This window comes from Nocardioides sp. Soil796 (genome assembly GCF_001429525.1).
Classification (GTDB): Bacteria; Actinomycetota; Actinomycetes; order Propionibacteriales; family Nocardioidaceae; genus Nocardioides.
The window spans coordinates 258,107-280,887 of sequence record NZ_LMSQ01000022.1; the positions used below are offsets into that span (position 1 = coordinate 258,107).

A 22,781-nucleotide genomic window follows, 5' to 3' on the forward strand; every position below is an offset into this window, starting at 1 on the left:
GTGGCCGGACACGACACGGCCCCCACCCGGTGCTCGCCGGGCGGGGGCCGTGACGTGGGTCAGCGGGTCAGAGCACGGGCTCGAACGGCTCGGTGCCGGGGACCAGCCGCAGGCCCGGGATCCCCGAGTGCTGCTGCGCATACGCAAGCTCGCGGGACAGGTCGCCGATGTTGTTCGACAACGGCAGCGGCGCCAGACCGAGCGTGGAGAGCGTGCCGACCGCCTTGCCCTGCGCGTCGAGGAACGCGCTGCCCGAGTCACCGGGGACACCGGGGGTCAGCGTGTAGAGCGGGTGCGACCAGCCACCGTCGGCAGCATCGTCGCCGAGGCTGATCCCGGTCTTGGGCGAGAGCAGGGTGATGCCGCCTCGCAGGCTGGAGTTGCCGTAGGAATAGACCTTGTCACCGGTTGCGGTGCCGGTGGTGTTGATGCCGACCGGGCCGCCCCAGAACGGCACCGACGGGTTCACCTTGGCCACGTCGGGGGCGCTCACCTTGACCAGTGCCAGGTCGTTGTAGGCACACGTGTTGGCGTTTGTCTCCCCCACGGCGTGCATCGTGTTCCAACTGCTGTAGGCGATCGTTCCGGTGCCCACCTGGGTGCCCTCGGAGATCAGGCTGCCCCCCTCGTTGAAGGTGACCTTGGTGCCCAGTGGAAGGGTCCCGGCGTCGCAGCCGTTGGTGTCGGTGGCCTCGCCGGTGCCCGAGCAGTGGGCGGCCTGGCCGAGATAGACGTTGCCGGCGTCGTCGGTGAAGACGAAGTTGGCGGTGCACTGGCCGCCCGACGTGTAGGTCTGGACGCCGGGGTGGATCGCGGCGGTCTCCGCCGGGGCCCAGGCCTGGGCGGTGGCCGCAGAGGTGGCCGCCTGGGCAGGCATCACGGTGACCGCCAGGGCGACGGTGCTGGCTGCTGCGACTGCGCCGACCATCAGGCGAGTCGGGGTGAACTTCGGGGTGAAACGCATGAGATGCGTCCTCCAGTCGGTGTGTGGGAGTCACTGCACCAACGACCCCCGGCCCGAAATGGTTACGACCCCATGGCCCGATCGGGCCATGGGGTCGCTGGGGTCGACCGGTCAGTAGGTCGGCTGGCTGGGGTCGATCTGGTTGACCCAGGCCACCACGCCACCACCGACGTGCACGGCGTTCTCGTAGCCGGCACCCTTGACGATCGCCAGGCACTCGGCCGACCGGACGCCGGACTTGCAGTGCAGCACGATCTGCTTGTCGGAGGGCAGCTGCTCGAGCGCGTTGCCGTTGAGGAACTCGCCCTTCGGGATCAGCACCGCGCCGGGGATGTTGTTGATCTCGGCCTCGTTGGGCTCGCGGACGTCGACCAGCAGGAAGTCGGCGCCGCCGCTCTCCTTCTCCTTGATCATGTGCTCGAGCTGGGTCACCGAGATCGTCGAGCCGACGGCAGCGTCGGCCGCCTCCTCGGAGATCGCGCCGCAGAACGCGTCGTAGTCGATCAGCTCGGTCACGGTGGCGTTCTCGCCGCAGAGCGCACAGTTGGGGTCCTTGCGGACCTTCAGCTTGCGGTACTCCATCTCGAGTGCGTCGTAGATCATCAGCTTGCCGACCAGCGGGTCGCCGATGCCGGTGAGCAGCTTGATGCCCTCGTTGACCTGGATCGAGCCGATCGCGGCGCAGAGCACGCCGAGGACGCCGCCCTCGGCGCACGACGGGACCATGCCCGGCGGCGGGGGCTCGGGGTAGAGGCAGCGGTAGCAGGGCGCCTCGGCCGACGTGCCGTCCTCCTTGACCGCGTGCGGCCAGAAGACGGACGCCTGGCCGTCGAAGCGGTAGATCGACCCCCACACGTAGGGAATCTTCAGGAAGTACGCCGCGTCGTTGACCATGTAGCGCGTGGCGAAGTTGTCGGTGCCGTCGAGGATCAGGTCGTAGCCCTCGAAGACGCCGAGCACGTTGTCGTTGTCGAGGCGGCCCTCGTGGATGACCACGTTGACGTGCGGGTTGATCTCCTTGATGGAGTCACGCGCCGACTCGGACTTCGGACGACCGATGTCGGACTGGCCGTGGATGACCTGGCGCTGGAGGTTCGACTCGTCGACCTCGTCGAACTCCGCGATGCCGATCGTGCCGACACCGGCGGCGGCGAGGTAGAGCATCGCCGGCGAGCCGAGGCCGCCGGCGCCGATGACGAGCACCTTGGCGTTCTTGAGGCGCTTCTGCCCGGACATGCCGACGTCGGGAATGATCAGGTGCCGGCTGTAGCGGCGGACCTCGTCGATGGTCAGCTCGGGGGCTGGCTCCACGAGCGCGGGATAGGACACGGGGACTCTCCTCGGACGGCAATTGTGCTGACACCGGTGCAACGCAACGTACGACGTCCATGTTCCCTGCGGCCGGGTCCGAGCCCGGTCACGTCCCGTCATCCGGACGGGGACGAAACAACAAATTTTGCGCCAGCCTCTTGCGTAGACGACAAGAAAAGGACGAATGTCCTCTTTGGATCGTTGGTCCCGTCCGCACTCCTGCCGTCGGCAGGAACGGATGCTCCCATCGAAAGGCAGACACGTGAAGAAATTGGCACCCGGCCTCCTGGCCGGAACCGCCGCGCTGGCGTTGAGCATGACCATGCTCCCCACCGGCACAGCCGCACCGAGTCCCAGCCCACAGGCATCTGACTCGAGCGCGAAGACCAAGCACGACAACCGCCCGGGGCCCAAGACCCGCGAGCAGACGAAGCAGCGCCAGAAGGCGCTGGCCATGCTCAGCAACGGCACCGCCACCCTCCGGAAACAGCCCGGCGGCGGCGCCACGGTCGACCTCGGCAACGGCGAGTTCGTCGAGTTCCCGGTCGAGAAGGAGGACAAGGTCTTCACGGTCCTCGCCGAGTTCGGCACCGAGGGGTCCGGCCGCTTCGGCCGCACCCCCGGCCCACTCCACAACGCGATTCCCGAGCCGGACCGCGCCCTGGACAACTCCACTGTCTGGGCACCGGACTTCAACCAGGCCCACTACGAGGAGATGTTCAACGGCGACGGCGAGTCGTTCAAGAACTACTACTCCCAACTCTCCAGCGGCCGCTACACCGCGACCAACACGGTCAGCAACTGGGTCACGGTGCCCGGCAACGCGTCGTCGTACGGCGACAACGCGATCGAGGACGACGGCGGCTCGTGGGCCTTCATCCAGGACAGCCTCAACGCGTGGTACGCCGACCAAGTGGCCGCAGGCAGGACCACCGCGGAGATCGACGCCTACCTCGCGCAGTTCGACGAGTGGGACCGCTACGACTTCGACGGTGACGGCGACTTCAACGAGGCCGACGGCTACCTCGACCACTTCCAGGCCGTGCACGCCGGCGAGGGCGAGGAGGCCGGGGCCGACCCCGACGCCATCTGGTCGCACCGCTGGTTCGTCAACGCCACCGACTACGGCGTGACCGGCCCGACCGTGGGCAGCACGCCCAACCTGTACGGCGGCGCCCGGATCGGCGACTCGAAGTACTTCGTCGGCGACTACACCGTCGAGCCGGAGAACGGCGGCCTCGGCGTCTTCGCGCACGAGTTCGGCCACGACCTCGGCCTGCCCGACTACTACGACACCGCCGGCGGCGAGAACGGCACCGCGTTCTGGACGCTGATGTCCTCGGGCTCCTGGCTCGGGCACGGCGGCGACGCGGACGGCATCGGCAACACCCCCGGCCTGATGGGTCCGGAGGAGAAGCTCTACCTGGGTTGGCTCGACTACTCCGAGGTCAGTCCCGGGGAGTCGGCCTCGATCGGCCTCGGCCCGTCGCAGCACACCTACGACGGCCAGGACCAGGCGATCAAGGTGAACCTGCCCGACGCCTCGGTGACCAACGCCTACACGACGCCTCCCGAGGGTGCCCACGCCTGGTACTCCGGACGCGCCGACCAGCTGAACAACACGTTGACCCGCGAGGTGCCGGCCGCGTCACGCGTCTCCGTCTCCGCCAGCTCGTGGTACCAGATCGAGTCCGGCTACGACTACCTCTACGCGGAGTACTCGCTCGACAACGGCGCGACGTGGACGCAGCTCGGGAGGCCCCTCACCGGCAACTCGAAGGACTGGGCCAGCCTGAAGTTCGCCTACTCGGCCAACGGACAGGCTTCGTTGTTCCGGTTCCGCTACCAGACCGACGGCGGCGTCAACGAGGCCGGCGCGTTCATCGACCAGGTCTCGATCAAGGCCGGGAAGGCCTACTCGTTCGACGACGGCGCCGAGGCCGGCGACAACGGTTGGACCGTGAAGGGCTGGTCGGTCTCCACCGGCACGGAGACCAAGAGCTCCACCCGTTACTACCTGCTCGAGAACCGTGCGTACGTCGGCTACGACGCCACACTGCAGGTCGGTCCCTACCAGTTCTCCGAGGGCGTCACGCGCCCGAACTGGGTCGAGCACTTCCCGTTCCAGGACGGCATGCTCGTGTGGCTGGTCGACAACCGGTACACCGACAACAACGTCTCCGCCCACCCGGGCGCGGGCTATGCCTTGCCGGTGGACGCACGTCCGACGCCGATGACCTTCGGTGACGGCACCATGCCGAGCAACCGTCGCCAGCCGTTCGACGCGACGTTCGGGCTGCAGGCCACCGACGACGTGTGCCTGCACAAGCAGGGAGCCGACGGTACGACGTACGAAGCGTGTGCGCCGTCCTCGCCGGGCATCGCCACGTTCGACGACAGCAACCCCGAGGCCTACTGGAGCGCTGCGAACCCGCAGAACTCCGTGAAGGTGGCCGGGGTCGGGGTCACTGCGACGGTGACCGCACAGCAGGGCGACGTACTGACGGTGCAGGTCGACAACCCGTGACCTGAGCCGATCCATGGTGTCGGCCCCGTCTGCCCGGAATCCACCGGGCGGGCGGGGCCGAACTCATGAGTACGGGTAGGCTTCCGTCGGCGGGCAGGTACCGCCACCGCACCGGAACGAGGAGCATGCATTGAGCAGTGGGCACGACGAACTGGGCGAGGTTCGACCCCGCGGCGGACGCATGCCGCGCAAGGCGCGTCGCGCGCAGCTTCTCGGTGCGGCGCTCGAGGTGTTCGTGGCCCAGGGCTACCACGCGGCGGCCATGGACGAGATCGCCGATCGCGCCGGTGTGTCCAAGCCCGTGCTCTACCAGCACTTTCCCGGCAAGCTCGACCTCTACCTCGCCCTGCTCGACACGTCGTGCGAGACGATCATCGCCAACTGTCGCGCCGCACTGGAGTCCACCGACGACAACAAGCTGCGCGTCGGCGCGACCATGGCCGCCTTCTTCGAGTACGTCTCCTCCGAGACCGGCGCGTTCCGCCTGGTCTTCGAGTCCGACCTGACCAACGAGCCCGCCGTCCGCGACCAGGTCGAGCGGGTCACCCGCGAGTGCGCCGAGATGATCGCCGGCGTGATCCACGAGGACACCGCACTCCCCGACGAGGCTTCGCACCTGCTCGCCGTGTCCCTGGTCGGCATGGCGCAGGTGAGCGCCCGCTACTGGCTCACCGACTCCTCGAGCATCGACCGCGAGGACGCCGCCAGCCTGATCGCCGGCCTGGCGTGGCGCGGCATCCGCGGTTACCCGCTCCAGGACTGACCGCCTGACTGATTGACTGAGCCAGCACCCCCGCAAGCACGCCACAGAGAGGAAGGCCCCGCCATGGAGGTCAAGATCGGCATCCAGCACGCCCCACGCGAACTCGTCTTCGAGGTCGATTCAGACATCGACACCGTCGAGAAGACCATCTCGGACGCCGTCGCCGCCGATGGCGTGGTCGCGCTCACCGACACCAAGGGCCGCCGCGTGATCGTGCCGGCCGCTCGCCTCGCGTACGTCGAGATCGGCACCGGCGTCGCCGGCCAGGTCGGGTTCCGCTCCTGACCGGAGCTTCCTGGCACGAGAGGCAGCCATGGTCACCGAGACACTCTGGGCCCTGATCGGCGGCACCGTGATCGGGCTGTTCGGCAAGGCGGTCGCCCCCGGCGACCGCGACAACATCCCGCTCTGGCTCACCATCATCTGCGGCATCGCCGGTGCCGTGATCGGGTCGTGGGCCTACGGGCAGTTCTTCCCGCAGGCCACCCCCGGCGTCGACTGGTGGCGACACGGCTGGCAGGTCGCCGTCGCGGCGATCCTGGTCATCATCGCCGCCGGGTTCACCGGCCGCCGCCGCCCCTGACCCCCACCCCACCAGCAGTAACGCGGTGTCCTTGACACTGTGCACCCCGCCGGTGGGGTGCACAGTGTCATGAACACCGCGTTACTCGCGTGGGTCGGTCAGTCGATCGCGTTCTCGAGCGAGAGCGGGTCGTCCTTGTCCTGCTTGGCGACCGTGGTGCGCAGCTCGGTGTGCGGCATCCGCCAGACGGCGACCAGCGTGACCAAGGTGACGAACCCGGCGACCACGAAGATGTAGCCGGTGCTGTCGCCGTACGCGTGCCGCACGATGGTCAGGATCGGCTCCGGCAGCGCGTCGAGGTCGAGCGTGCCGCCGCCGGTGGTGTCGTCGGGGACCGGCAGGCCCTCGCCCCGGAGCCCGGTGGCGATGTGGTCGCTGACCCGGGTCGAGAGGATCGCGCCGAGCACGGCGATGCCGATCGTCCCGCCGAGCGAGCGGAAGAAGCTGACCACGCCGCTGGCCGCGCCGATGTCGCGTACGTCGACCGTGTTCTGGACGACGAGCACGAGGTTCTGCATCAGCGAACCCTGGCCGAGGCCCATCAGGATCATGTAGATCGACAGGTGCCAGATCGGGGTGGTGTGGTCGGTCAGGCCCATCAGCATCAGGCCCGCGATCAGCATGACCGTGCCGGTCAGCAGGTAGGGCTTCCAGATGCCGGTGCGGGTGATCAGCTGGCCGGAGACCGTGGCGCCGACCATGCTGCCCAGGATCAGCGGCAGCATCAGCAGTCCGGCCTCGGTGGGCGTGAAGCCCTGTGCCACCTGGAAGAACTGGCTCAGGAACACCGACGTGCCGAACTGGGCGATGCCGACCGCGATGCTGGCGAAGACCGCGAGCGTGGTGGTCCTCTCGAGCAGGATCTTCGGCGGGATCAGCGGCTCGGGGTGGCGCGACTCGACCCGGATCAGGGCGAGTACGGCGACGGCCGCGGGCACCAGGAAGTAGAGGCTCTCACGCGAGACCCAGTCGAAGTTCTTGCCGGCGAACGACACCCAGACCAGCGGCAGGCTGGCGGCCACCGAGATCAGGCCGGCACCCCACCAGTCGATCTGCACCGAGCGGCGGACCTGCTGCAGGTGGAGGAACTTCTGCAGCATGCCCAGGCCGAGGATCGAGATGGGTACGGCGGCCCAGAAGCACCATCGCCAGCCGACGGTGTCGACCAGGAGTCCGCCGATGAGCGGGCCCGAGACGGTGGCGACGGCCATCACGGCGGCCATGTAACCGCTGTAGCGACCCCGTTCGCGGGGCGGGATGATGGAGCCCATGATGGCCTGGGCCAGCGCCATCAGCCCGCCGACGCCGAGGCCCTGGAGGGCACGGGCGCCGAGCAGCTGCGGCACGTTCTGGGCGAACCCGGCGGCCAGGGAACCGAGCAGGAACACGACTCCGGAGACCTGGACGAGCAGCTTCTTGTCGAACAGGTCGGAGAGCTTGGACCAGATCGGGCTCGACACCGTCATCGCCAACAGGGTGGTGGTGACGACCCAGGTGTACTGCGTCTGGTTGCCGTGCAGGTCGCCGATGATCGTCGGCAGCGCGGTGCTGACGATCGTGGAGCTGACCATGGCCACGAAGAGCATCGACATGAGGCCGGTGAGGACCTCGAGGATCTCCTTGTGGCTCAGGTTCGGCTCGGTGCGGGCAGTGCGGTCGGTCATGCGAGTCCTTCTGTGACGTTCGTGGTGGCGGCGTGCGTGGCGCCGGCCTCGGTGGAGTGCGCGGAGGTCGCCGCACGCTGGGCGGCGATCGGCGCGATGCGGTCGGAGATCTCGTCGAGCAGCCGGGCTGCCCGGAGCACCTTGACCTCGTCCCAGTCGGTGAACTGCGCGCGCAACGTGCTGACGTAGGCCGCGCGGAGGGCAGTGAGCCGCTCGGCACCCGCGGCGGTCAGGCTGATCAGCTCGGCCCGGCCGTCGTCGGGGTCGGGACGGCGTACGACGAGCCCGTCGGCGTCGAGGGACGCCAGCTGGCGGCTGATCACCGACGGGCCGACGTTGATCTGTTCGGCGATGAAGCCGGGGCGGCAGTCGCCGTGGTCTGCCAGCACCTTGAGCAGCGTGACGTCGGCGCGCTTGAGGTTGCCCGGGAGCTGCACCCACAGGTGGCCGGTGGTGCGCAGCGCGCGAGGCAGCCGGAAGAGGCTGTGGCTGAACACGTCGAACGCGTCGACGGGCTCCGGATGCTTGACCATGTCAACTATTGTGCACCCGGTTGCTTTCATCAAGCAACTAATTGCCGGGTGACGTCCGCCACCCGGCGCCGGGCAGGAACGCGCGGGAAGGGCCCGCGCGGAGGACCGCGAACGGTCAGTGTGCGAGCCCGAGCTCGGCCATCCGCTCGGCGTGCCGCTCGGTGAGCCGGGTGAACATCCGTCCGATCGCGGCCAGGTCGAGGCCGGGTCGGTCCACTCCCCCGGCCAGCAGGGCCGAGAGGGCGTCGCGCTCGGCGGCCACGCGCTGCGCCTGCGAGAGCGCCTCCCCCATCAGGCGCCGGCCCCACAGGGCCAGTGGGCCGCCCACGCGGTGGTCGGCGGCGATGCCGGCCCGCACCCGGTCGACGACGAACTCACTGTGGGTGGTGCGCTCGAGGGCGCCCAGGATCAGGTCGCGGGTGTCCACGTCGACGAAGGCCGCGATCTCGGCGTAGAAGTCGCGGGCCAGCCCGTCGCCGACGTACGCCTTGACCAGGCCCTCCAGCCAGTTCGACGGGGCCGTGTGCGCGTGGAACGAGTCGACCGCCGCGCGGAACGGGGCCATCGCCTCGAACGGGTCGGCGCCCAGGGACTCGAGGCGGTCCCGGAGGCGCAGCACGTTGTCGAACTCGGCACTGGCCATCGTCGCCAGGGCCACCTTGTCCTCGAGGGTGGGCGCCAGCTTGGCGTCCTCGGCGAGGCGCTCGAAGGCCGAGATCTCGCCGTACGCGATCACTCCGAGGAGGTCGACGACGGCGGCACGGTACGACGGGTCGGCGAAGGCAACGCCCTCGCCCTCGCTCGGGGATTCAGTCATGTCCGCAGCGTACCGATAGACTTGTGGTCATTGCGTGGCGCGACCGAGTTCGCGCCCCCCTCTCGGCACCGCACCGGGACCGGTCCCCAGGGATCGTCCAGATGAACGCAGGTGCCGGCGCATGTGCGCGGCAGATCCGCACTTCGGAGTCGGCCGCACAGACCTACTCACGGAAGTGAACACACGCTCTTGACCACCTTCAGAGAACTTGGCGTCCTGCCCGAGATCGCAGACGCCCTCGAACGCGCCGGCATCGTCGAGCCGTTCCCCATCCAGGAGATGACCCTCTCCGTCGCCCTGCTCGGCACCGACCTGATCGGCCAGGCCCGCACCGGCACCGGCAAGACCCTCGCCTTCGGCATCCCGATCCTGCAGCGCACCGTCGCCGCGCACGACGCCGACTACGCCGAGATGGCCCAGGGCAAGCCCCAGGCGCTCATCGTGGCCCCCACGCGCGAGCTCGCGCTGCAGGTCTCCAACGACCTCCACCTGGCCGGCAGCGACCGCGGCATCCGCGTCCTCACCGTGTACGGCGGCGTGGGCTACGACCCGCAGCTCGACGCCCTCAAGTCCGGTGTCGACGTGGTCGTCGGTACGCCGGGCCGCCTCCTCGACCTGTCCAACCGCAAGGCACTCGACCTGTCCCACGTGAAGTCGGTCGTGCTCGACGAGGCCGACGAGATGCTCGACCTGGGCTTCCTGCCCGACGTCGAGCGACTGCTGTCGAAGACTCCCGAGACCCGCCAGACCATGCTGTTCTCGGCGACCATGCCGGCCGCGATCATCGCCCTGGCCCGCACCCACATGCGCCACCCGATGAACATCCGCGCCGAGTCCGCGGCCGACAACCAGATGGTGCCGGCCACCGCGCAGTTCATCTACCAAGCCCACGACCTCGACAAGCCCGAGATCATCGGTCGCGTCCTCCAGGCCGACGACGCCGACAAGGTCATCGTCTTCACCCGCACCAAGCGTCAGTCGCAGCGCATCGCCGACGACCTGACCGAGCGTGGCTTCAACGCCAGCCCGCTCCACGGCGACATGCAGCAGACCTCCCGTGAGCGCGCGATGACGAAGTTCCGCGAGGACAAGATCAAGGTGCTGGTCGCGACCGACGTCGCAGCCCGCGGCATCGACGTGGCCGGCGTCTCGCACGTCATCAACTACACCTGCCCCGAGGACGACAAGACCTACGTGCACCGCATCGGCCGCACCGGCCGCGCGGGTGCCACCGGCACCGCGATCACCTTCGTGGACTGGGCCGACCTGACCCGCTGGAAGGTCATCAACAAGACCCTCGGCCTCCCGTTCGAGGAGCCGCAGGAGACCTACTCGACCTCCGAGCACCTCTACCACGACCAGGGCATCCCGGCCGGCACCAAGGGTCGCATCAAGGACCCGGAGCCGGTCGAGAAGAAGCCGTCGACCCGTGACGGTGACCGCAACCGTCGCTCCGGTGGTCGCGGCAGCCAGGGCGCTGCCCCGGCCGAGGGCGGCGAGAAGACCGCTGCTCCGCGCAAGCGCAACCGCAACCGTCGTCGCACCCGCAGCGGCGAGACGGTCGCGGCGAACACCACCCAGGCCGACTGACACACACGTCGCCGCTCTTCTCCGGCCCGTCACGAGTTCGCTCGTGGCGGGCTGGTGCCATTTCGGTGACCGGTGCGCAGGACGTTGTGCGGGACGTCCTGCGTCACGGTCGCCCGGGCAGCCGGTGCGCAGGACGTTGCGCAGGACGTGGTGGTGCGGGAGGCGCCGGTCAGATGACGACGACGTCGGTGCCGATCGGGGCGAAGTCCCACAGGGCCAGCGCGTCGTCGGTGCGTTGGCGGATGCATCCGTGTGACTGCGGCGTGCCGAGCTCCTTCTCGCTCTGCAGCGGCTCGCCCCCGGCGTACGGGATGTCGTGGAAGCCGATCGCGGCGTTGGGGCCGTGCGCGAAGCGCACGAACCACTTCATGGTGCCGGAGTCGTCGATGCCCCAGGCCTCCTCGGAGCGCGAGAACACGGCGTAGGAACCGGGCTGGAGGTTGTCGTAGACGCTGCCGGAGACCAGGTAGGTCCGCTCGACGGTGTCGTCCTCGTCGATCAGCCAGACCCGCTGGTCGGTCTGGCTGAAGACCACGCGCTTGCCCTCGCCGGAGTCGGCCGGGACCAGCGTCGGGTCGGCCGCGAGCACGAGGGGGTCCGAGACCTCCTTGGGCCCGGCCACGTCGGTGTTCCGGGACTGCTCGGCCCGACCCGGGTCGGCCTCACGGAGCCCGGCCTGGCCGGACCCCGACTGCCCGGACCCGGACTGCTCGGGCCTCGGGTCCGCCGACGGTGACTGGATCGCACTGCTCAGCGCCGCGGCACCGCTGCCTCGGGTGGGCAGCACACCCGTGCCGCCGAGTACGGCGACGAGGGTGACCCCCACTGCAGCCAGCACCGCGAGGATGCGGCCGTACCTCGGCCGGATCGGTTCGAGGCGATGACGGCTCACGACAGCGTCATTTGTCCTTGCGCAGCTTCACCAGGTTGGCGGCCACCTCGCGGTAGGCCATCGCACCCTTGTTGCTGCGGTTGGTGGAGAGGATCGAGCGTCCGGCGGCCGGGGCCTCGGCGAACTTGATCGTCTTCGGGATCGGCGGCTCGATGACGGCCAGGTCGTAGGTGTCGGAGATCGTCTCCAGCACCGTGCGGGAGTGGTTGGTGCGGCCGTCGAACAGCGTCGGCAGCACGCCCCAGACCTTGAGCTTGCGGTTGGTGAACTTGCGAACGTCGTGCACGGTGTCGAGCAGCTGGCCGACACCACGGTGCGAGAGCGTCTCGCACTGGAGCGGGATCAACACACCCTGCGCGGCGGTCAGTGCGGCGACCGTCAGCACGCCCAGGGACGGCGGGCAGTCGAGCAGCACCCAGTCGTAGTCGACGCCGGACTCGGAGAGGTCGTCGAGGGCGCCCTTGATGACGTGCTCGCGGCCGGTGCGGGTCAGCAGGTCGGCCTCGGCCCGGGCCAGCTCGATCGTGGCCGGCAGCAGGTCGACGCCGTCCTCGGTCGCGATGATCACCTCGGTGGGGTCGAGCCCCTTGGTGAGCACGTGGTGCACGGAGAGCTCGAGGTCCTCCGGGTCGATGCCGAGGGAGAACGTCAGGCAGGCCTGCGGGTCGAGGTCGACGAGCAGGACGCGGTGGCCGAGCTCGGCCAGGGCGGCGCCGAGGGAGGCGACGGTGGTGGTCTTGGCGACGCCGCCCTTCTGGTTGGCGATCGCGAGCGTTGTGGTGGTCATCGTGCTACATCATGCCTGACCGGCCACGGCGTACCGCACAGGCATGCCGACCCCACGACTGGCGAGTCGCCCCCGCCCCGGCACAGTGGGTGTCGCCGGAGGTTCGTCGGGGGTGGCGAACCTCCGGTGGTGCCCACTAGCCGTCACCGGCGATGAAGGCGCGGACCGCGTCGGCCACCATCTGTACGGCGATCGCGGACAGCAGCAGACCCGCGATCCGGGTGACCAACAGCACGCCGCTCTCGCGAATCACCTTGAGGATCCGCACCGAGAACCGCATCGCCGCCCAGGCGCTATGCCGAAGTCGGCATAGCGGCTGTTATGCCGACTCGATGGTTATGCCGAGTCGGCGCTCGGTGGTTGGGGTGGCGCGGGTTGGCCGGCACTTTCTGGGGTGAGGGGCATGGTGGCCCAAGCGGAGGACAGAGCGTCGGTGCCGAGCTCGCGGCGGCCTCCGGGGGTGAGTTCGTCAAGTTGGAGGGCGGCCCAGTAGTCAGCGTGTCGTTCACAGTCGAGAACGGCGGTGATGTCGCCCCTGATGGGTGCACGCTTGCGGTGGGCAGACACTTGTAGGTAGCGGTGTCCGGAATCGGTCGCGCGCCAGGCGAGGATCTGGGGGCGGGAGAGGATCAGTGCCCAGGCGAGGAGTTCTGAGGGATTATCCACGGTGGCGGTGACGTCTCCGACGACGTCGAGTTCGCGGCTGATCCGTAGCAGGATCGCTAGTTCGCGCGCGTCCTTTGCTGGGTACATCATTTCTCCGTTCGAGCTCGGACCGAGTGGATGAGGCTCAAGAGCCCGGGGGCATGGGCCAGCTTTGGATCGTGCGCCGAAGTGTTCGTCGGTTGCCGGGAGGACCCGACCGGAGGGCGGGTCCTCCCGGATGGGACGCCGAGGGCGTCAGCGTGTGCGCGGCTCGGGTCCCTGTTGGCCGCCTCCGTTGTTGACGAGCCGTGCCAGGGCTTTGCGGAGGGCTGCGCTGGCGTTTGCGACGCTCTGCACGATCTTGCTTGCAAGTCCTCGCAGTGTTTCGCTTGTGTTGGGCAGTGCTGGCATGACCACCCCCTCTCGTGATCTCAGGATGACCACACACCGGGAGGCCGGCTGCGGCTGGCCTCTGCTCAGGTCGCCACGGGCGATCCGAGACTTGACGATGCTTAGGCGTTGATCTCCTTGGCGGACTCCCCGGCGGTGATTTCGACCTTGCGGGGCTTGGCCTTCTCCGCGATGGGGAGCCGCAGGGTCAGCACACCGGCGTCGTAGTTGGCGCTGAGCTGGTCGGCGTCGAGGGTCTCGCCCAGGAACAGCTGGCGGCTGAACACGCCGTAGTTGCGCTCGTCGACGACGCGCTCGGCGTCACCTGCCGGGGGCTTGCGTTCGGCGTGGACGGTGAGCACGTTCTGCTCCACGGTCAGATCGATGGAGTCAGCCGAGGCGCCGGGGAGGTCGAGGTGGACCACGAAGGCTCCGTCGTCTCGGTAGGCCGTCATCGGCATCACGGCCGGGCGGGCACGAGTCCCCAGCATCGCCTCGGTGAGACGGTCGAAGTCACGGAACGGATCGGTTCGCATCAGCATGAGTTCTCCTCCTCACTAGCAGTTCTGACATGGGATCTGAGGCCGGGTTGGCGTCAGATAATCTACTGTTGCTATTTCAGATTTTCTCTCATTGTGCGAAGATGTCAAGAGGGAATTCCAACCTTCTCTAAAGGTGCTATCAGCGACGGGAGGTAGGGCATGGACAGGAGACGGACAGAGGCGTTCGAGGTGCTGGGCATCCCGGTGGACAGCGACGCGGACGCGGTGGCCCATGCCTACCGCCGGCTCGCGCGCGTTACCCATCCCGACGTCTCGGCGGAGCCTGAGGCCGCGGCCCGGTTCGCTGCTCTTGCTGCCGCGTACAGGCTGGCGTCCCAGGTTGATGCCGTGACTGAAGGCTCCGCATCCGCCCGCAGGCCGGGGATGCGATACCCGGGCTCCGCTTACGGACGCGAGCCCGGCTACGGTGACCCGACTTCCGACTGGGCGCGCGGGTGGGGCTCGGTTCCGCAGTGGCCGATAGCGTTGTGGCCGAATCGAAGCGGACGCCCGCGTCCAGGTGTCCCGATCGTCGCAGGGCCGGTTTTCATTAGTCCAGCCCGCCGCCCGGGCAATGGGGAGGTTCGTGGTGGTTGATCTGGGTGCCAACCGTGCACTGTTCTCGATCTCGGTGGCCGCAGAGGTTACCGGCGTCAACCCACAGATGCTGCGCGTTTACGAGCAGAAGGGATTGCTTGAGCCTCACCGCACCGAGGGCGGGACTCGTCGCTACAGCAATCAAGAGCTAGATCGGGTCAGCGAGATCACCACCCTGCTCGCAGCCGGACTGAATCTGGCCGGAGTGGAGCACGTGTTCCGGCTCCGGGCCGAGAACCATCGCCTGCAAGGTGAGGTCGACCGGCTCCGCCAGGGGCATACGGCCGCGGAGACCACCGAGGCAGGCAGACCCCACTCCGGCGGGTGATCGTATGGGTGAACTCGCTATCGTGCTGCGCAACCCTCCGGGAGACGGGTCAACAGGGCTGGGGATCGCCGGGCCCCTGACCCATGGCACCACGCCGGCCCTGCGTGACCACCTCCGGCGACTCATAGACACCACGACCGGAGCGCCCTGCATCCTGCTCGACATGTCCTGCTGCACCGGCATCGACGTGGACGGTCTCCTCGCCCTGGCCGTGGCCCAGCACGCTGCACGACTGCGCAGCGGAGACCTTCGCCTGACCCGTACCCCGGCCCTCATCGCCCGCCAGATACGGCAGCACAACTTCGACCACCTCCTCGACGACTCGACCAGCGACGAAAATTGACTTGGCCGACACCCGGGCACTTCGCATTGCCGGTGAAGGCCGACCGGAGCGGGCAGAAGACGGGACAGCCCACGAGCCGGGACTGTCGCGACCTCCACAGTTGGGGGACGATCGCTGTTGGCATAACGCGGCAGCGCTGATCGCCTGTTCTTCTCACTGTTCTGGAGAAGGAGGCGCGACATGGAGCACTCTGCGATGTCGCCGAAGAAAGTCGTACTGACCGGACCGCTCGCTGTTCACGGACCCGGGTTCGCCGCCGAACTGCACAGACAGGGCTTTGCGCCGTTGTCGGCGGAGCACCAGGTGCGGCTCGCCGCTCACTTGAGTCGCTGGATGCAGGCCCAGTGCGTTGAGGTCGCCCAACTCACGACGGGTCGAGTCGATGAGTTCCTGTTGGAGCGGCGCGCGACGCACACCAATCGCTATTCGCACAGGTCACTGCGCACCCTGCTCGGCTTCCTCAACGAGCTCGGCGTCCTGCCAGAGGAGGCGCCTGTCGCGCCCACGCCCATCGAGGTGGTGGTCGCCGGCTTCGAGGGCTACCAGGTCCGCGAGCGTGGCCTGTTGCAGCGGACGGCTGCCGCGCAGGCGTCGCGCGTGCAGCGGTTTCTTGATCAATACTGTCCGCCGGGCGGAATTGAGGATCTGTCCACGGCCGAGGTCACCGCCGCGTTGCTAGCCGAAGGCACTGACCATGCGGTGTCGTCGGTCAAGCGGTTGGGTTACACCCTGCGATCGTTCCTGGGCTATGCGTTCCTGACCGGACTGATCGATCGCGATCTGTCGGGAGCATCGATTCCGATCCGAGCGCACCAGCCGTCCTTGCTGCCGATCGGGATAAGTCGCCAGCAGACCACGGCCCTGCTCGCCGCATGTGACCGCCACACCGTGGTGGGACGTCGCGACTACGCGGTGATCCTGCTGCTGGTCCGGCTCGGGCTGCGTGCCACCGAGGTCGCCCGACTCCATCTGGACGACCTCGACTGGCACCACGGCGAGATCACCGTGCGGGGCAAGGGCCGCCGGGACGAACGCATGCCGCTGCCGTCCGAAGTCGGCGAAGCATTGGCCGACTACCTGATGCGGGCACGTCCGAGCGACGCCCCCGAGCTTCGCACGGTGTTCCTGGCGGTTCGAGCCCCGCGTCGGCCGATGGATCGCGTGACCGTCTCCTCCATGATCGGTCGGGTCTGTGAACGAGCCGGGCTCGAACCCATCGGAGCGCACTTGCTGCGGCACACCTTGGGAGAGGCGATGATCCGTGCCGAGGTCCCCTTATCGTCGATCGGCCAGGTGCTGCGCCACCACGACCCGCTGACCACGGCCAACTACGCCCGAGTCGACGTCCACCGACTCCGCGATCTCGCCCGTCCATGGCCCGCGAGAACGCTGGCCAACATGGCAGGGGCTGTCCGATGAGCGCGCCGATGGTGATGACTGTGCCGGGCGCAAGCGCGGACACGGCTTCCGCGTGGTGGGCTACGCAGGTCGCGGACTACCTGAGGTTGCGGCGCTCGCTCGGGTTCAAGCTGACTTGGGACGAGCACCTGCTCAACCGGTTCACTGCCTTCCTGGCCAGCCGGGAGATCTGTGTGGTGACGGTGGCCGACGCGGTCGCGTGGTCGGCCTCGCTACCGGCCGGGCAGGCACATAGACCCCTTACACGCGCCTCAGTCAGGTTGACCGCCATTCGCGGATTCGCCACCTACCTGCACTCCTTGAACCCGGCACACGAGATCCCGCCAAAGGACGTGTTTCGATGGTGCAAGACCCGTCCGACGCCCTACATCTACACCGAGGAACAGGTCCAGGCACTGTTGGGTGCCTGCGCGAGCATGATCCGCTACGGTCGCAGTGATCTCTATCCGGTGCTGTTCGGGTTGATTGCGGCCACCGGGCTGCGACTCGGCGAGGCGCTCGGGATCGGGCTCGATGAGGTCGACCTCGATCAAGGGATCCTGACGATCACCCGCGGCAAGTCCCGTGACCCCAGGCTGGTGCCCCTCCATCCGACCACCACCGCCGCACTGCGTGACTATGCCCAAAGCGTCGCCCCCACCCGTCGGAGCGGAAACGCCCGAAGCGAACGCGCGGGCGGTCGGGTCAGGTTCTTCACCCTCCCTGGGGGTGGGCCGCTGCCGCCATGCAACGTGCACCATGCCTTCCGCGAGGTCACCACCCGGATCGGGGTGCGCACCGAGACCGTTCGACCGCGCATTCACGACCTGCGGCACACCTTCGCGGTCAACACGCTGCTGGATTGGTATCGCGACGGCCGCGACGTCGCCGCGATGATGCCGGTGCTGTCGACCTACCTGGGTCACACCAAGCCAGCCATCACCTACTGGTACCTGACAGCGACACCCGAACTGCTGACCATGGCCGCGGGACGCCTTGCGATAAGCGAAGCAGGTGAACGATGACCAGTCTCGCTCCGCTGCTCCAGGCGTTCTTCACCGACCGGCTGATGACTCAACGACGCGCCAGCCCACACACCATCGCCGCCTACCGCGACACGTTCCGCCTGCTGCTCGAGTACACCACCGCGCAGACCGGGACAGCACCTTCGGCATTGCAGATCAGCGACCTGGACGCACCATGCATCAGCGGATTCCTAACCCACCTTCAGCAGGTTCGCGGCAACACCGTGCGGACCCGCAACGCCCGCCTCGCGGCGATCCACTCCTTGTTCGGCTATGCCGCGCTGCGCCATCCCGAACACGCCGCCGTCATCCAGCGTGTTCTGGCCATCCCATCGGCACGAATCGAACGCAACCTGGTCAACTACCTCGATCACGCCGAGGCCGACGCCCTCCTGCAGGCCTGCGACCAGACGACCAGGACCGGACGCCGAGACCACGCCATGTTCGCCCTGGCAATCCAGACCGGACTGCGGATCAGCGAGCTGATCGGCCTGACAGTGGCAGACATCCACCTCGGGACGGGACCTCACGTCCACTGCGTAGGCAAAGGCCGCAAGGAACGCCGCACTCCGATCCTGGCCGGGACAGTTGCTGTGATGAGGCCCTGGCTCACCGAGCGCAACGGTCACCCCGACGATCCGCTGTTCACCACTACGGCCGGTCGTCCGCTGAGTCGCGACGCGATCGAACGACGCATCAGGCTGGCTGCGACACGAGCCCAAGCCGTCTGTCCGTCGCTCGCGGGCAAACGAGTCACCGCCCATACCCTGCGGCATAGCGCGGCGATGCGACTGCTTCACGCCGGTGTGGACACCACCGTGATTGCGCTCTGGCTCGGCCACGAGCAGATCACCACCACCAACATCTACCTGCACGCCGACATGACCATCAAGGAGAACGCGATTGCCAAGATCACTCCGCAGAGCGTCACAGCCGGCCGCTACCAGCCGTCCGACCCTGTGCTCGCTTTCCTCGCCAACCTCTGACTATGCCGACCAAAGGGCTACGCCCACCGACCTGCGGCCACCCTGGTTCGGCATAACCACCGTGTCGGCATAACAGATGCAGAGGTGCACCAGGATCACGCCGATCGAGACCGCGGTGACGTCGGCGACCGAGTCGATCTGCTCGACGAACAGCATCGTCGCCACGATCGCGCCCGGCCCGGCCAGCAGCGGCGTGCCGAGCGGCACCATCGCGATGTTGGCGTCCTGGCTGGCCACCGGATCCTTCTCGTTGCCGGTCAGCAGCTCGAGGGCGATCAGGAGCAGGAGCAGCCCGCCGGCGCACTGCAGCGCCGGGATGGAAATGTGCATGTAGCGCAGGATCTGGTGGCCGAAGAAGGCGAAGATCGTGATCACGAGGAACGACACGGCCACCGCCTGCCAGGCGGCCCGTCGCATGGTCGCAGCCGACCGGCCCGCCGTCAGCGAGAGGAACACCGGGATCGTGCCCGGCGGGTCCATGATCACGAACAGGGTCACGAAGACCTCGGTCAGGAGGACCGCGTTGAGGACCTCGCTCACGGCCGCAGCACGTCGGTGACGGGGCGCCCCGAGGCAACGGCCGCGGCATCGGCGAGGTCGACCAGCCGCTCGAACTGGTCGGGCGCGGTCGTGTTGCAGCCGAGCTCGTGGTTCTTCTTGCCGGTGCCGTGGTAGTCGCTGGAGCCGGTCTTCACCAGGCCGAGGTCGTCGGCGATGCCGGCGAGCTCCTTGCGGGACCTGGTGTCGTGGTCCTGGTGGTCGACCTCGAGCCCGGACAGGCCGGCCTGCGCCAGAGCCGCGATGTCGTCCGCGGTCATGCCGGTCGGGGCGTGACGACCCCACGCGTGGGCGATGACGGTCACGCCGCCGGCCTCGCCGACCACGCGGATCATGTCGACGAGTGGTGCGGCGTAGCGGTCGACGTACGCCGGGCGGCCGGGGCTGAGGTAGCGCGCGAAGGCCTCGTCGCGGTCACGCACGACGCCGAGGTCGACCAGCGCATCGGCGATGTGCGGCCGGCCGGTGGCGGCCGGGTCGCCGGCCACCCGGTCGACGTCGGCCTTGCTGATGTCGATGCCGCAGCCACGCAGTCGCTCGATGACCGCCGGCACCCGCGAGTTCCGCCCGTCGAGGATGCGCTGCAGCCCCTCGACCAATGGCGGGTAGGTCGGGTCGGGCAGGTAGCCCAGCAGGTGCACGCCCTGGTGGTTGTGCCGGGTGCTGATCTCCATGCCGCGGACGAGGGTGATGCCGAGCTCCCGTGCCGTCCCTGCCGCCTCCGCCCATCCCTCACTCGTGTCGTGGTCGGTGAGGGCCACGACGTCGAGCCCGGCCGCGGCCGCCGCGCGGATCAGCTCCTCGGGAGTCTGCGTCCCGTCGCTGGCCCGTGAATGCGTGTGGAGGTCGATGCGCACCTCGGCAGCCTAGTGGGTACCGCCGGAGGTTCGTCGGGGGTGGCCCGTGCTCTGGGTGCGTGCATCGCAAGGAGGAGGAGCGAAGGCGGGGCGGAGCCCCGTCGAGTCTCCGACAACGCCGCGAGGTGCGTGCACAGGGTTCGGGACACACGACGAACTTCCGGTGGTGCCCACCTAGTGGCAGTTGGCCGAGGGGCCTCACCAACGAGGCGGTGGACCACCGAACGGAACCTCCAGCAACGAGGCCCCGATGCCCGAGACGTCGGCGAGGGGCAGGTCGTCGGCCAGCAGGAACACCGCGGAGGCAGGGCGCAGCACCAGCCACAGCCATCTCCCCCATGCCTCCCCCGCCACGACGCTGCGGTCGAGGGTGAGGTCGTTCTCCGCGGTCGAGACCGGCCACAGCGAGACCGGTTGCGCATCCAGGCGGACCCTGGTCGTGGGACGCGATGCACCGATCTGTGCGCCGGGGTCCGAGTGGACGGTCCCGGCGCAGCGCGCGCCCAGCCCGGTGCCGGGTTCCTCGCTGACCACCAGGACCTCGACGGGCCCGTCGAGGTCGCTGTTCCCGGCCAGCGCCACCATGGTCGCCCGCGCCCGTCCCTCACCCCGCACGACACCGAAGTCGGTGACCCGCCAGCCACTGGCCAGCGGCCAGGGCAGGTACGTCGGAAAGTCGTCGGCCCGGTTCAGGTGCTCCCCGAAGTCGTCGTACGACGCCTCGTCGGGGCTCCACAACGGTGGCACCGTGCCGTGCTGGCCACAGCGCCAACCGTCGTCCGCCTGCATGAGCGGGGACGGACACCGAGGGCAGCCGGCGTTCAACGACACGAGTCAACGGTGCGGCGCGGCGACGGCTCCGTCAAGGGGCCGCGGTCACGCGTTCCACCTCAGGACCACCCGGGACTCCCGTTCGTGGCCCAGCACCGACACCGTCGAGGTGTCCAGGCGCAGCAGGCGTCCGTCGGTCGCCGGCAGGCCCAGCCACCGAGCCGCAAGGACGCGCAGCGAGTGGCCGTGTGCGAAGACCAGCGTGCGGCCTGCGACGGCCTCGGCCCTGACCACCACGCGGTCCAGCCGGGCACCCACCTGCTCGGCGGTCTCGCCACCGGGCACGGAGTGGGTCCAGACGGTCCAACCCGGCACGGTCCTGCGGATCTCGGGGGTGGTCACCCCCTCGTAGTCGCCGTACGCCCACTCGCTCAGGTCGTCGTCGATGACGGCGTCCGGGAAGCCGGCCAGCTCGGCGGTGACCCGGGCCCGCTTGCGGGGGCTGGTCAGCACGAGGTCGAACTCCTCGCCGGCCAGCCGCTGCGCCAGCCCGCGCGCGACCTCGACGCCCTTCTCGGTCAGGTCGAGGTCCGTGACCGAGGTGTGCCGGCCGTCGCGGCTCCACTCGGTCTCGCCGTGGCGCACCACCCACAGCTCGCGAGCGGGCGGGCCCGTCGTCTCCCCGGTCATGGGGCAACTGTGCCACGGCCGACGTGCTCGATGACCGTTGTCCCGCCGCGACGGGGCTTCACGTGCGATGCTCACCGCCATGACCACAGCCGCTGAGCCGACCCGGGCTCGCCTCGCGGTCGCGGCCGCCTTCCTGGCCCAGGGGCTGGTGTTCATCAGCCTGACCACCCGGCTGCCGACCCTGCAGGACCGCTGGGAGCTCGGTGAGGCGGCGCTCAGCGGCCTGCTGCTGATGATGGTGCTCCTGGCCGGCGCCGGTTCCGTGATCGCCGAGGTGGCCGCCAAGCGGCACACCAGCGCAGCAGTGCTCCGCGCCGGGCTGGTCCTGGTCGCGGTGTCCGCACCCACGGTCGCGGTGGCCCCGTCGTTCCCGTTGTTCGTGCTCGGCCTCGCGGCGTACGGCGTCGGGCTGGGCGTCGTCGACGCCGCCAGCAACATGCAGGCGGTGGCGGTCGAGCACGCCTACGGGCGGCCGATCCTGCCGTCGTTCCACGGCGCGTGGACCCTGGGCGGACTGGTCGGCGCCGGCGTCACCCTGGCCGTGGCCGGCACCTGGCCGGTGAGCGTGGTCGCCGTGGTGCCCTTGCTGGTCGCCTTCGGGCCCCTGCTCCCCCGCGTCGGCGACCCGATGCCCACCGACATCGACGTGCCGTGGCGCCCGATCGTGCTGGTGGGGCTGGGCATGGTGCTCTTCTACATGGTCGACACCGCCTCGATGACCTGGGGACCGACCTACCTCGACAACACCTTCGCGACGCCCGAGAGACTGGTCGCCCTGGCCACGTTCCCCTACCTGCTGGCCACGCTGATCATGCGGCTCGCCGGAGACCGCCTGGTGGCCCGCTTCGGACCGGTCGTGCTGCTGCGCGTCGGCGGAGTGCTGGCCGCGGCAGCGCTCGCGGTCGTGGTCTCCGCACCGACCTGGCCGGTCGCCGTGCTCGGCTTCACCCTCGTCGGGTTCGGGGTCGCGGTGATCGCACCGCTGAGCTTCTCGGCCGCGGCCCGCATCGCCGGCGGTGACGACGTGCCGGCGCACCTGCGCCAGGCGCGGGTCGACGCCGTGATCGGCCGGTTCAACCAGTTCAACTACGTCGGCGCGCTCCTGGGCTCGGTGCTCACCGGCCTGGTCGGCGCGGACAACCTGCGGATCGGCTTCGCCGTACCCATGGTCCTGGTGCTGGCCATCGTGCCGCTGGCCCGCGCCTTCCGCTGAGCCCTGG

General features: G+C 68.9%; 25 protein-coding genes. 12 read left to right on the plus strand and 13 right to left on the minus strand.

Annotated elements, in window-relative coordinates:
- Nucleotides 1–67 precede the first annotated feature (67 nt).
- Entirely contained in the window at nucleotides 68–964 is an 897-nt protein-coding gene (locus ASH02_RS25055) for a hypothetical protein (protein WP_235532564.1), read from the minus strand.
- Nucleotides 965–1,075: 111 nt separating this feature from the next.
- Nucleotides 1,076–2,293, minus strand: coding sequence for an adenylyltransferase/sulfurtransferase MoeZ (moeZ, locus tag ASH02_RS25060; protein WP_056681172.1), 1,218 nt, complete (start codon nucleotides 2,291–2,293; stop codon nucleotides 1,076–1,078).
- Between the two features lie 244 nt (nucleotides 2,294–2,537).
- Between moeZ and ASH02_RS25065 the strand changes: the two genes are divergently transcribed.
- The 4 genes from ASH02_RS25065 to ASH02_RS25080 all read left to right on the plus strand — a co-directional run bounded on the left by ASH02_RS25065 (nucleotide 2,538) and on the right by ASH02_RS25080 (nucleotide 6,148).
- Nucleotides 2,538–4,802: an immune inhibitor A domain-containing protein gene (locus ASH02_RS25065; protein ID WP_200951138.1), complete on the plus strand. Its 2,265-nt coding sequence runs from the start codon at nucleotides 2,538–2,540 to the stop codon at nucleotides 4,800–4,802.
- Nucleotides 4,803–4,983: 181 nt separating this feature from the next.
- A complete protein-coding gene (locus ASH02_RS25070) occupies nucleotides 4,984–5,565 on the plus strand; it encodes a TetR/AcrR family transcriptional regulator (RefSeq protein WP_056681179.1) in 582 nt (193 codons plus the stop codon).
- Between the two features lie 63 nt (nucleotides 5,566–5,628).
- Nucleotides 5,629–5,850: a DUF3107 domain-containing protein gene (locus ASH02_RS25075; protein ID WP_056681182.1), complete on the plus strand. Its 222-nt coding sequence runs from the start codon at nucleotides 5,629–5,631 to the stop codon at nucleotides 5,848–5,850.
- Nucleotides 5,851–5,878: 28 nt separating this feature from the next.
- On the plus strand, nucleotides 5,879–6,148 hold the full coding sequence (locus ASH02_RS25080) for a GlsB/YeaQ/YmgE family stress response membrane protein (RefSeq protein WP_056681186.1): 270 nt from the start codon (nucleotides 5,879–5,881) through the stop codon (nucleotides 6,146–6,148).
- Nucleotides 6,149–6,246: 98 nt separating this feature from the next.
- Here ASH02_RS25080 and ASH02_RS25085 read toward each other — a convergent pair whose 3' ends face one another.
- The 3 genes from ASH02_RS25085 to ASH02_RS25095 all read right to left on the minus strand — a co-directional run bounded on the left by ASH02_RS25085 (nucleotide 6,247) and on the right by ASH02_RS25095 (nucleotide 9,162).
- Nucleotides 6,247–7,812, minus strand: a complete 1,566-nt coding sequence (locus ASH02_RS25085; protein ID WP_082563750.1) for an MDR family MFS transporter — start codon at nucleotides 7,810–7,812, stop codon at nucleotides 6,247–6,249.
- On the minus strand, nucleotides 7,809–8,345 hold the full coding sequence (locus ASH02_RS25090; protein ID WP_056681189.1) for a MarR family winged helix-turn-helix transcriptional regulator: 537 nt from the start codon (nucleotides 8,343–8,345) through the stop codon (nucleotides 7,809–7,811). The genes ASH02_RS25085 and ASH02_RS25090 overlap by 4 nt, the downstream gene beginning before the upstream one ends.
- A 115-nt stretch (nucleotides 8,346–8,460) precedes the next feature.
- Complete coding sequence (locus ASH02_RS25095; protein ID WP_056681191.1) at nucleotides 8,461–9,162, minus strand: ferritin-like fold-containing protein; 702 nt, start codon at nucleotides 9,160–9,162, stop codon at nucleotides 8,461–8,463.
- Nucleotides 9,163–9,351: 189 nt separating this feature from the next.
- Between ASH02_RS25095 and ASH02_RS25100 the strand changes: the two genes are divergently transcribed.
- A complete protein-coding gene (locus tag ASH02_RS25100; protein WP_056681194.1) occupies nucleotides 9,352–10,752 on the plus strand; it encodes a DEAD/DEAH box helicase in 1,401 nt (466 codons plus the stop codon).
- A gap of 169 nt (nucleotides 10,753–10,921) precedes the next feature.
- Here ASH02_RS25100 and ASH02_RS25105 read toward each other — a convergent pair whose 3' ends face one another.
- The 4 genes from ASH02_RS25105 to ASH02_RS25120 all read right to left on the minus strand — a co-directional run bounded on the left by ASH02_RS25105 (nucleotide 10,922) and on the right by ASH02_RS25120 (nucleotide 14,008).
- Nucleotides 10,922–11,644: a L,D-transpeptidase gene (locus tag ASH02_RS25105; protein ID WP_056681196.1), complete on the minus strand. Its 723-nt coding sequence runs from the start codon at nucleotides 11,642–11,644 to the stop codon at nucleotides 10,922–10,924.
- A gap of 7 nt (nucleotides 11,645–11,651) precedes the next feature.
- Nucleotides 11,652–12,431, minus strand: coding sequence for a ParA family protein (locus ASH02_RS25110; RefSeq protein WP_056681201.1), 780 nt, complete (start codon nucleotides 12,429–12,431; stop codon nucleotides 11,652–11,654).
- A 136-nt stretch (nucleotides 12,432–12,567) separates the two neighbouring features.
- A complete protein-coding gene (locus ASH02_RS25825) occupies nucleotides 12,568–12,711 on the minus strand; it encodes a MarC family protein (protein ID WP_082563752.1) in 144 nt (47 codons plus the stop codon).
- A gap of 877 nt (nucleotides 12,712–13,588) precedes the next feature.
- The gene (locus ASH02_RS25120) at nucleotides 13,589–14,008 is read right to left on the minus strand and encodes an Hsp20/alpha crystallin family protein (protein WP_056681207.1); all 420 of its coding nucleotides are present in this window, start codon (nucleotides 14,006–14,008) and stop codon (nucleotides 13,589–13,591) included.
- A 159-nt stretch (nucleotides 14,009–14,167) separates the two neighbouring features.
- On the opposite strand from ASH02_RS25120, the gene ASH02_RS27630 reads away from it, so the two are divergent.
- The 6 genes from ASH02_RS27630 (at nucleotide 14,168) to ASH02_RS25145 (ending at nucleotide 18,685) form a co-directional block, all read left to right on the plus strand.
- Nucleotides 14,168–14,605, plus strand: a complete 438-nt coding sequence (locus ASH02_RS27630; RefSeq protein ID WP_082563753.1) for a J domain-containing protein — start codon at nucleotides 14,168–14,170, stop codon at nucleotides 14,603–14,605.
- Nucleotides 14,595–14,933, plus strand: a complete 339-nt coding sequence (locus ASH02_RS25125; RefSeq protein ID WP_235529922.1) for a MerR family transcriptional regulator — start codon at nucleotides 14,595–14,597, stop codon at nucleotides 14,931–14,933. The genes ASH02_RS27630 and ASH02_RS25125 overlap by 11 nt, the downstream gene beginning before the upstream one ends.
- Nucleotides 14,934–14,937: 4 nt before the next feature.
- Complete coding sequence (locus ASH02_RS25130) at nucleotides 14,938–15,276, plus strand: STAS domain-containing protein (protein WP_056681214.1); 339 nt, start codon at nucleotides 14,938–14,940, stop codon at nucleotides 15,274–15,276.
- A 180-nt stretch (nucleotides 15,277–15,456) separates the two neighbouring features.
- The gene (locus ASH02_RS25135) at nucleotides 15,457–16,695 is read left to right on the plus strand and encodes a tyrosine-type recombinase/integrase (RefSeq protein ID WP_056681217.1); all 1,239 of its coding nucleotides are present in this window, start codon (nucleotides 15,457–15,459) and stop codon (nucleotides 16,693–16,695) included.
- Complete coding sequence (locus tag ASH02_RS25140; RefSeq protein WP_162250947.1) at nucleotides 16,692–17,699, plus strand: tyrosine-type recombinase/integrase; 1,008 nt, start codon at nucleotides 16,692–16,694, stop codon at nucleotides 17,697–17,699. Before ASH02_RS25135 ends, ASH02_RS25140 begins: the two co-directional genes overlap by 4 nt.
- Nucleotides 17,696–18,685, plus strand: a complete 990-nt coding sequence (locus tag ASH02_RS25145) for a tyrosine-type recombinase/integrase (protein ID WP_056681223.1) — start codon at nucleotides 17,696–17,698, stop codon at nucleotides 18,683–18,685. Before ASH02_RS25140 ends, ASH02_RS25145 begins: the two co-directional genes overlap by 4 nt.
- Here the strand turns inward: ASH02_RS25145 and ASH02_RS25150 are convergent, their stop codons facing one another.
- From ASH02_RS25150 to ASH02_RS25165, 4 genes are all read right to left on the minus strand, one after another.
- Entirely contained in the window at nucleotides 18,686–19,225 is a 540-nt protein-coding gene (locus ASH02_RS25150; RefSeq protein ID WP_082563755.1) for a MarC family protein, read from the minus strand.
- Nucleotides 19,222–20,100 carry a PHP domain-containing protein gene (locus ASH02_RS25155; protein WP_056681227.1) on the minus strand — a complete coding sequence of 293 codons (879 nt, stop codon included), beginning with the start codon at nucleotides 20,098–20,100 and terminating at the stop codon, nucleotides 19,222–19,224. Before ASH02_RS25155 ends, ASH02_RS25150 begins: the two co-directional genes overlap by 4 nt.
- A 198-nt stretch (nucleotides 20,101–20,298) precedes the next feature.
- Complete coding sequence (locus ASH02_RS25160; RefSeq protein WP_057295719.1) at nucleotides 20,299–20,931, minus strand: DUF6758 family protein; 633 nt, start codon at nucleotides 20,929–20,931, stop codon at nucleotides 20,299–20,301.
- A gap of 45 nt (nucleotides 20,932–20,976) precedes the next feature.
- The gene (locus ASH02_RS25165) at nucleotides 20,977–21,561 is read right to left on the minus strand and encodes a histidine phosphatase family protein (RefSeq protein WP_057295720.1); all 585 of its coding nucleotides are present in this window, start codon (nucleotides 21,559–21,561) and stop codon (nucleotides 20,977–20,979) included.
- A 79-nt stretch (nucleotides 21,562–21,640) separates the two neighbouring features.
- Between ASH02_RS25165 and ASH02_RS25170 the strand changes: the two genes are divergently transcribed.
- Nucleotides 21,641–22,774 carry an MFS transporter gene (locus ASH02_RS25170; protein ID WP_057295751.1) on the plus strand — a complete coding sequence of 378 codons (1,134 nt, stop codon included), beginning with the start codon at nucleotides 21,641–21,643 and terminating at the stop codon, nucleotides 22,772–22,774.
- The last annotated feature ends 7 nt before the right edge of the window (nucleotides 22,775–22,781 follow it).

Excerpts from the sequence above, each read along its gene's own strand:
- ASH02_RS25055 (WP_235532564.1), bottom strand. The coding sequence starts at position 964 with ATGCGTTTCACCCCGAAGTTCACCCCGACTCGCCTGATGGTCGGCGCA.
- ASH02_RS25070 (WP_056681179.1), top strand. The coding sequence starts at position 4,984 with ATGCCGCGCAAGGCGCGTCGCGCGCAGCTTCTCGGTGCGGCGCTCGAG.
- ASH02_RS25075 (WP_056681182.1), top strand. The coding sequence starts at position 5,629 with ATGGAGGTCAAGATCGGCATCCAGCACGCCCCACGCGAACTCGTCTTC.
- ASH02_RS25080 (WP_056681186.1), top strand. The coding sequence starts at position 5,879 with ATGGTCACCGAGACACTCTGGGCCCTGATCGGCGGCACCGTGATCGGG.
- ASH02_RS25085 (WP_082563750.1), bottom strand. The coding sequence starts at position 7,812 with ATGACCGACCGCACTGCCCGCACCGAGCCGAACCTGAGCCACAAGGAG.
- ASH02_RS25090 (WP_056681189.1), bottom strand. The coding sequence starts at position 8,345 with ATGGTCAAGCATCCGGAGCCCGTCGACGCGTTCGACGTGTTCAGCCAC.
- ASH02_RS25095 (WP_056681191.1), bottom strand. The coding sequence starts at position 9,162 with ATGACTGAATCCCCGAGCGAGGGCGAGGGCGTTGCCTTCGCCGACCCG.
- ASH02_RS25110 (WP_056681201.1), bottom strand. The coding sequence starts at position 12,431 with ATGACCACCACAACGCTCGCGATCGCCAACCAGAAGGGCGGCGTCGCC.
- ASH02_RS25825 (WP_082563752.1), bottom strand. The coding sequence starts at position 12,711 with ATGCGGTTCTCGGTGCGGATCCTCAAGGTGATTCGCGAGAGCGGCGTG.
- ASH02_RS25120 (WP_056681207.1), bottom strand. The coding sequence starts at position 14,008 with ATGCTGATGCGAACCGATCCGTTCCGTGACTTCGACCGTCTCACCGAG.
- ASH02_RS27630 (WP_082563753.1), top strand. The coding sequence starts at position 14,168 with ATGGACAGGAGACGGACAGAGGCGTTCGAGGTGCTGGGCATCCCGGTG.
- ASH02_RS25130 (WP_056681214.1), top strand. The coding sequence starts at position 14,938 with ATGGGTGAACTCGCTATCGTGCTGCGCAACCCTCCGGGAGACGGGTCA.
- ASH02_RS25135 (WP_056681217.1), top strand. The coding sequence starts at position 15,457 with ATGGAGCACTCTGCGATGTCGCCGAAGAAAGTCGTACTGACCGGACCG.
- ASH02_RS25140 (WP_162250947.1), top strand. The coding sequence starts at position 16,692 with ATGAGCGCGCCGATGGTGATGACTGTGCCGGGCGCAAGCGCGGACACG.
- ASH02_RS25145 (WP_056681223.1), top strand. The coding sequence starts at position 17,696 with ATGACCAGTCTCGCTCCGCTGCTCCAGGCGTTCTTCACCGACCGGCTG.
- ASH02_RS25165 (WP_057295720.1), bottom strand. The coding sequence starts at position 21,561 with ATGACCGGGGAGACGACGGGCCCGCCCGCTCGCGAGCTGTGGGTGGTG.
- ASH02_RS25170 (WP_057295751.1), top strand. The coding sequence starts at position 21,641 with ATGACCACAGCCGCTGAGCCGACCCGGGCTCGCCTCGCGGTCGCGGCC.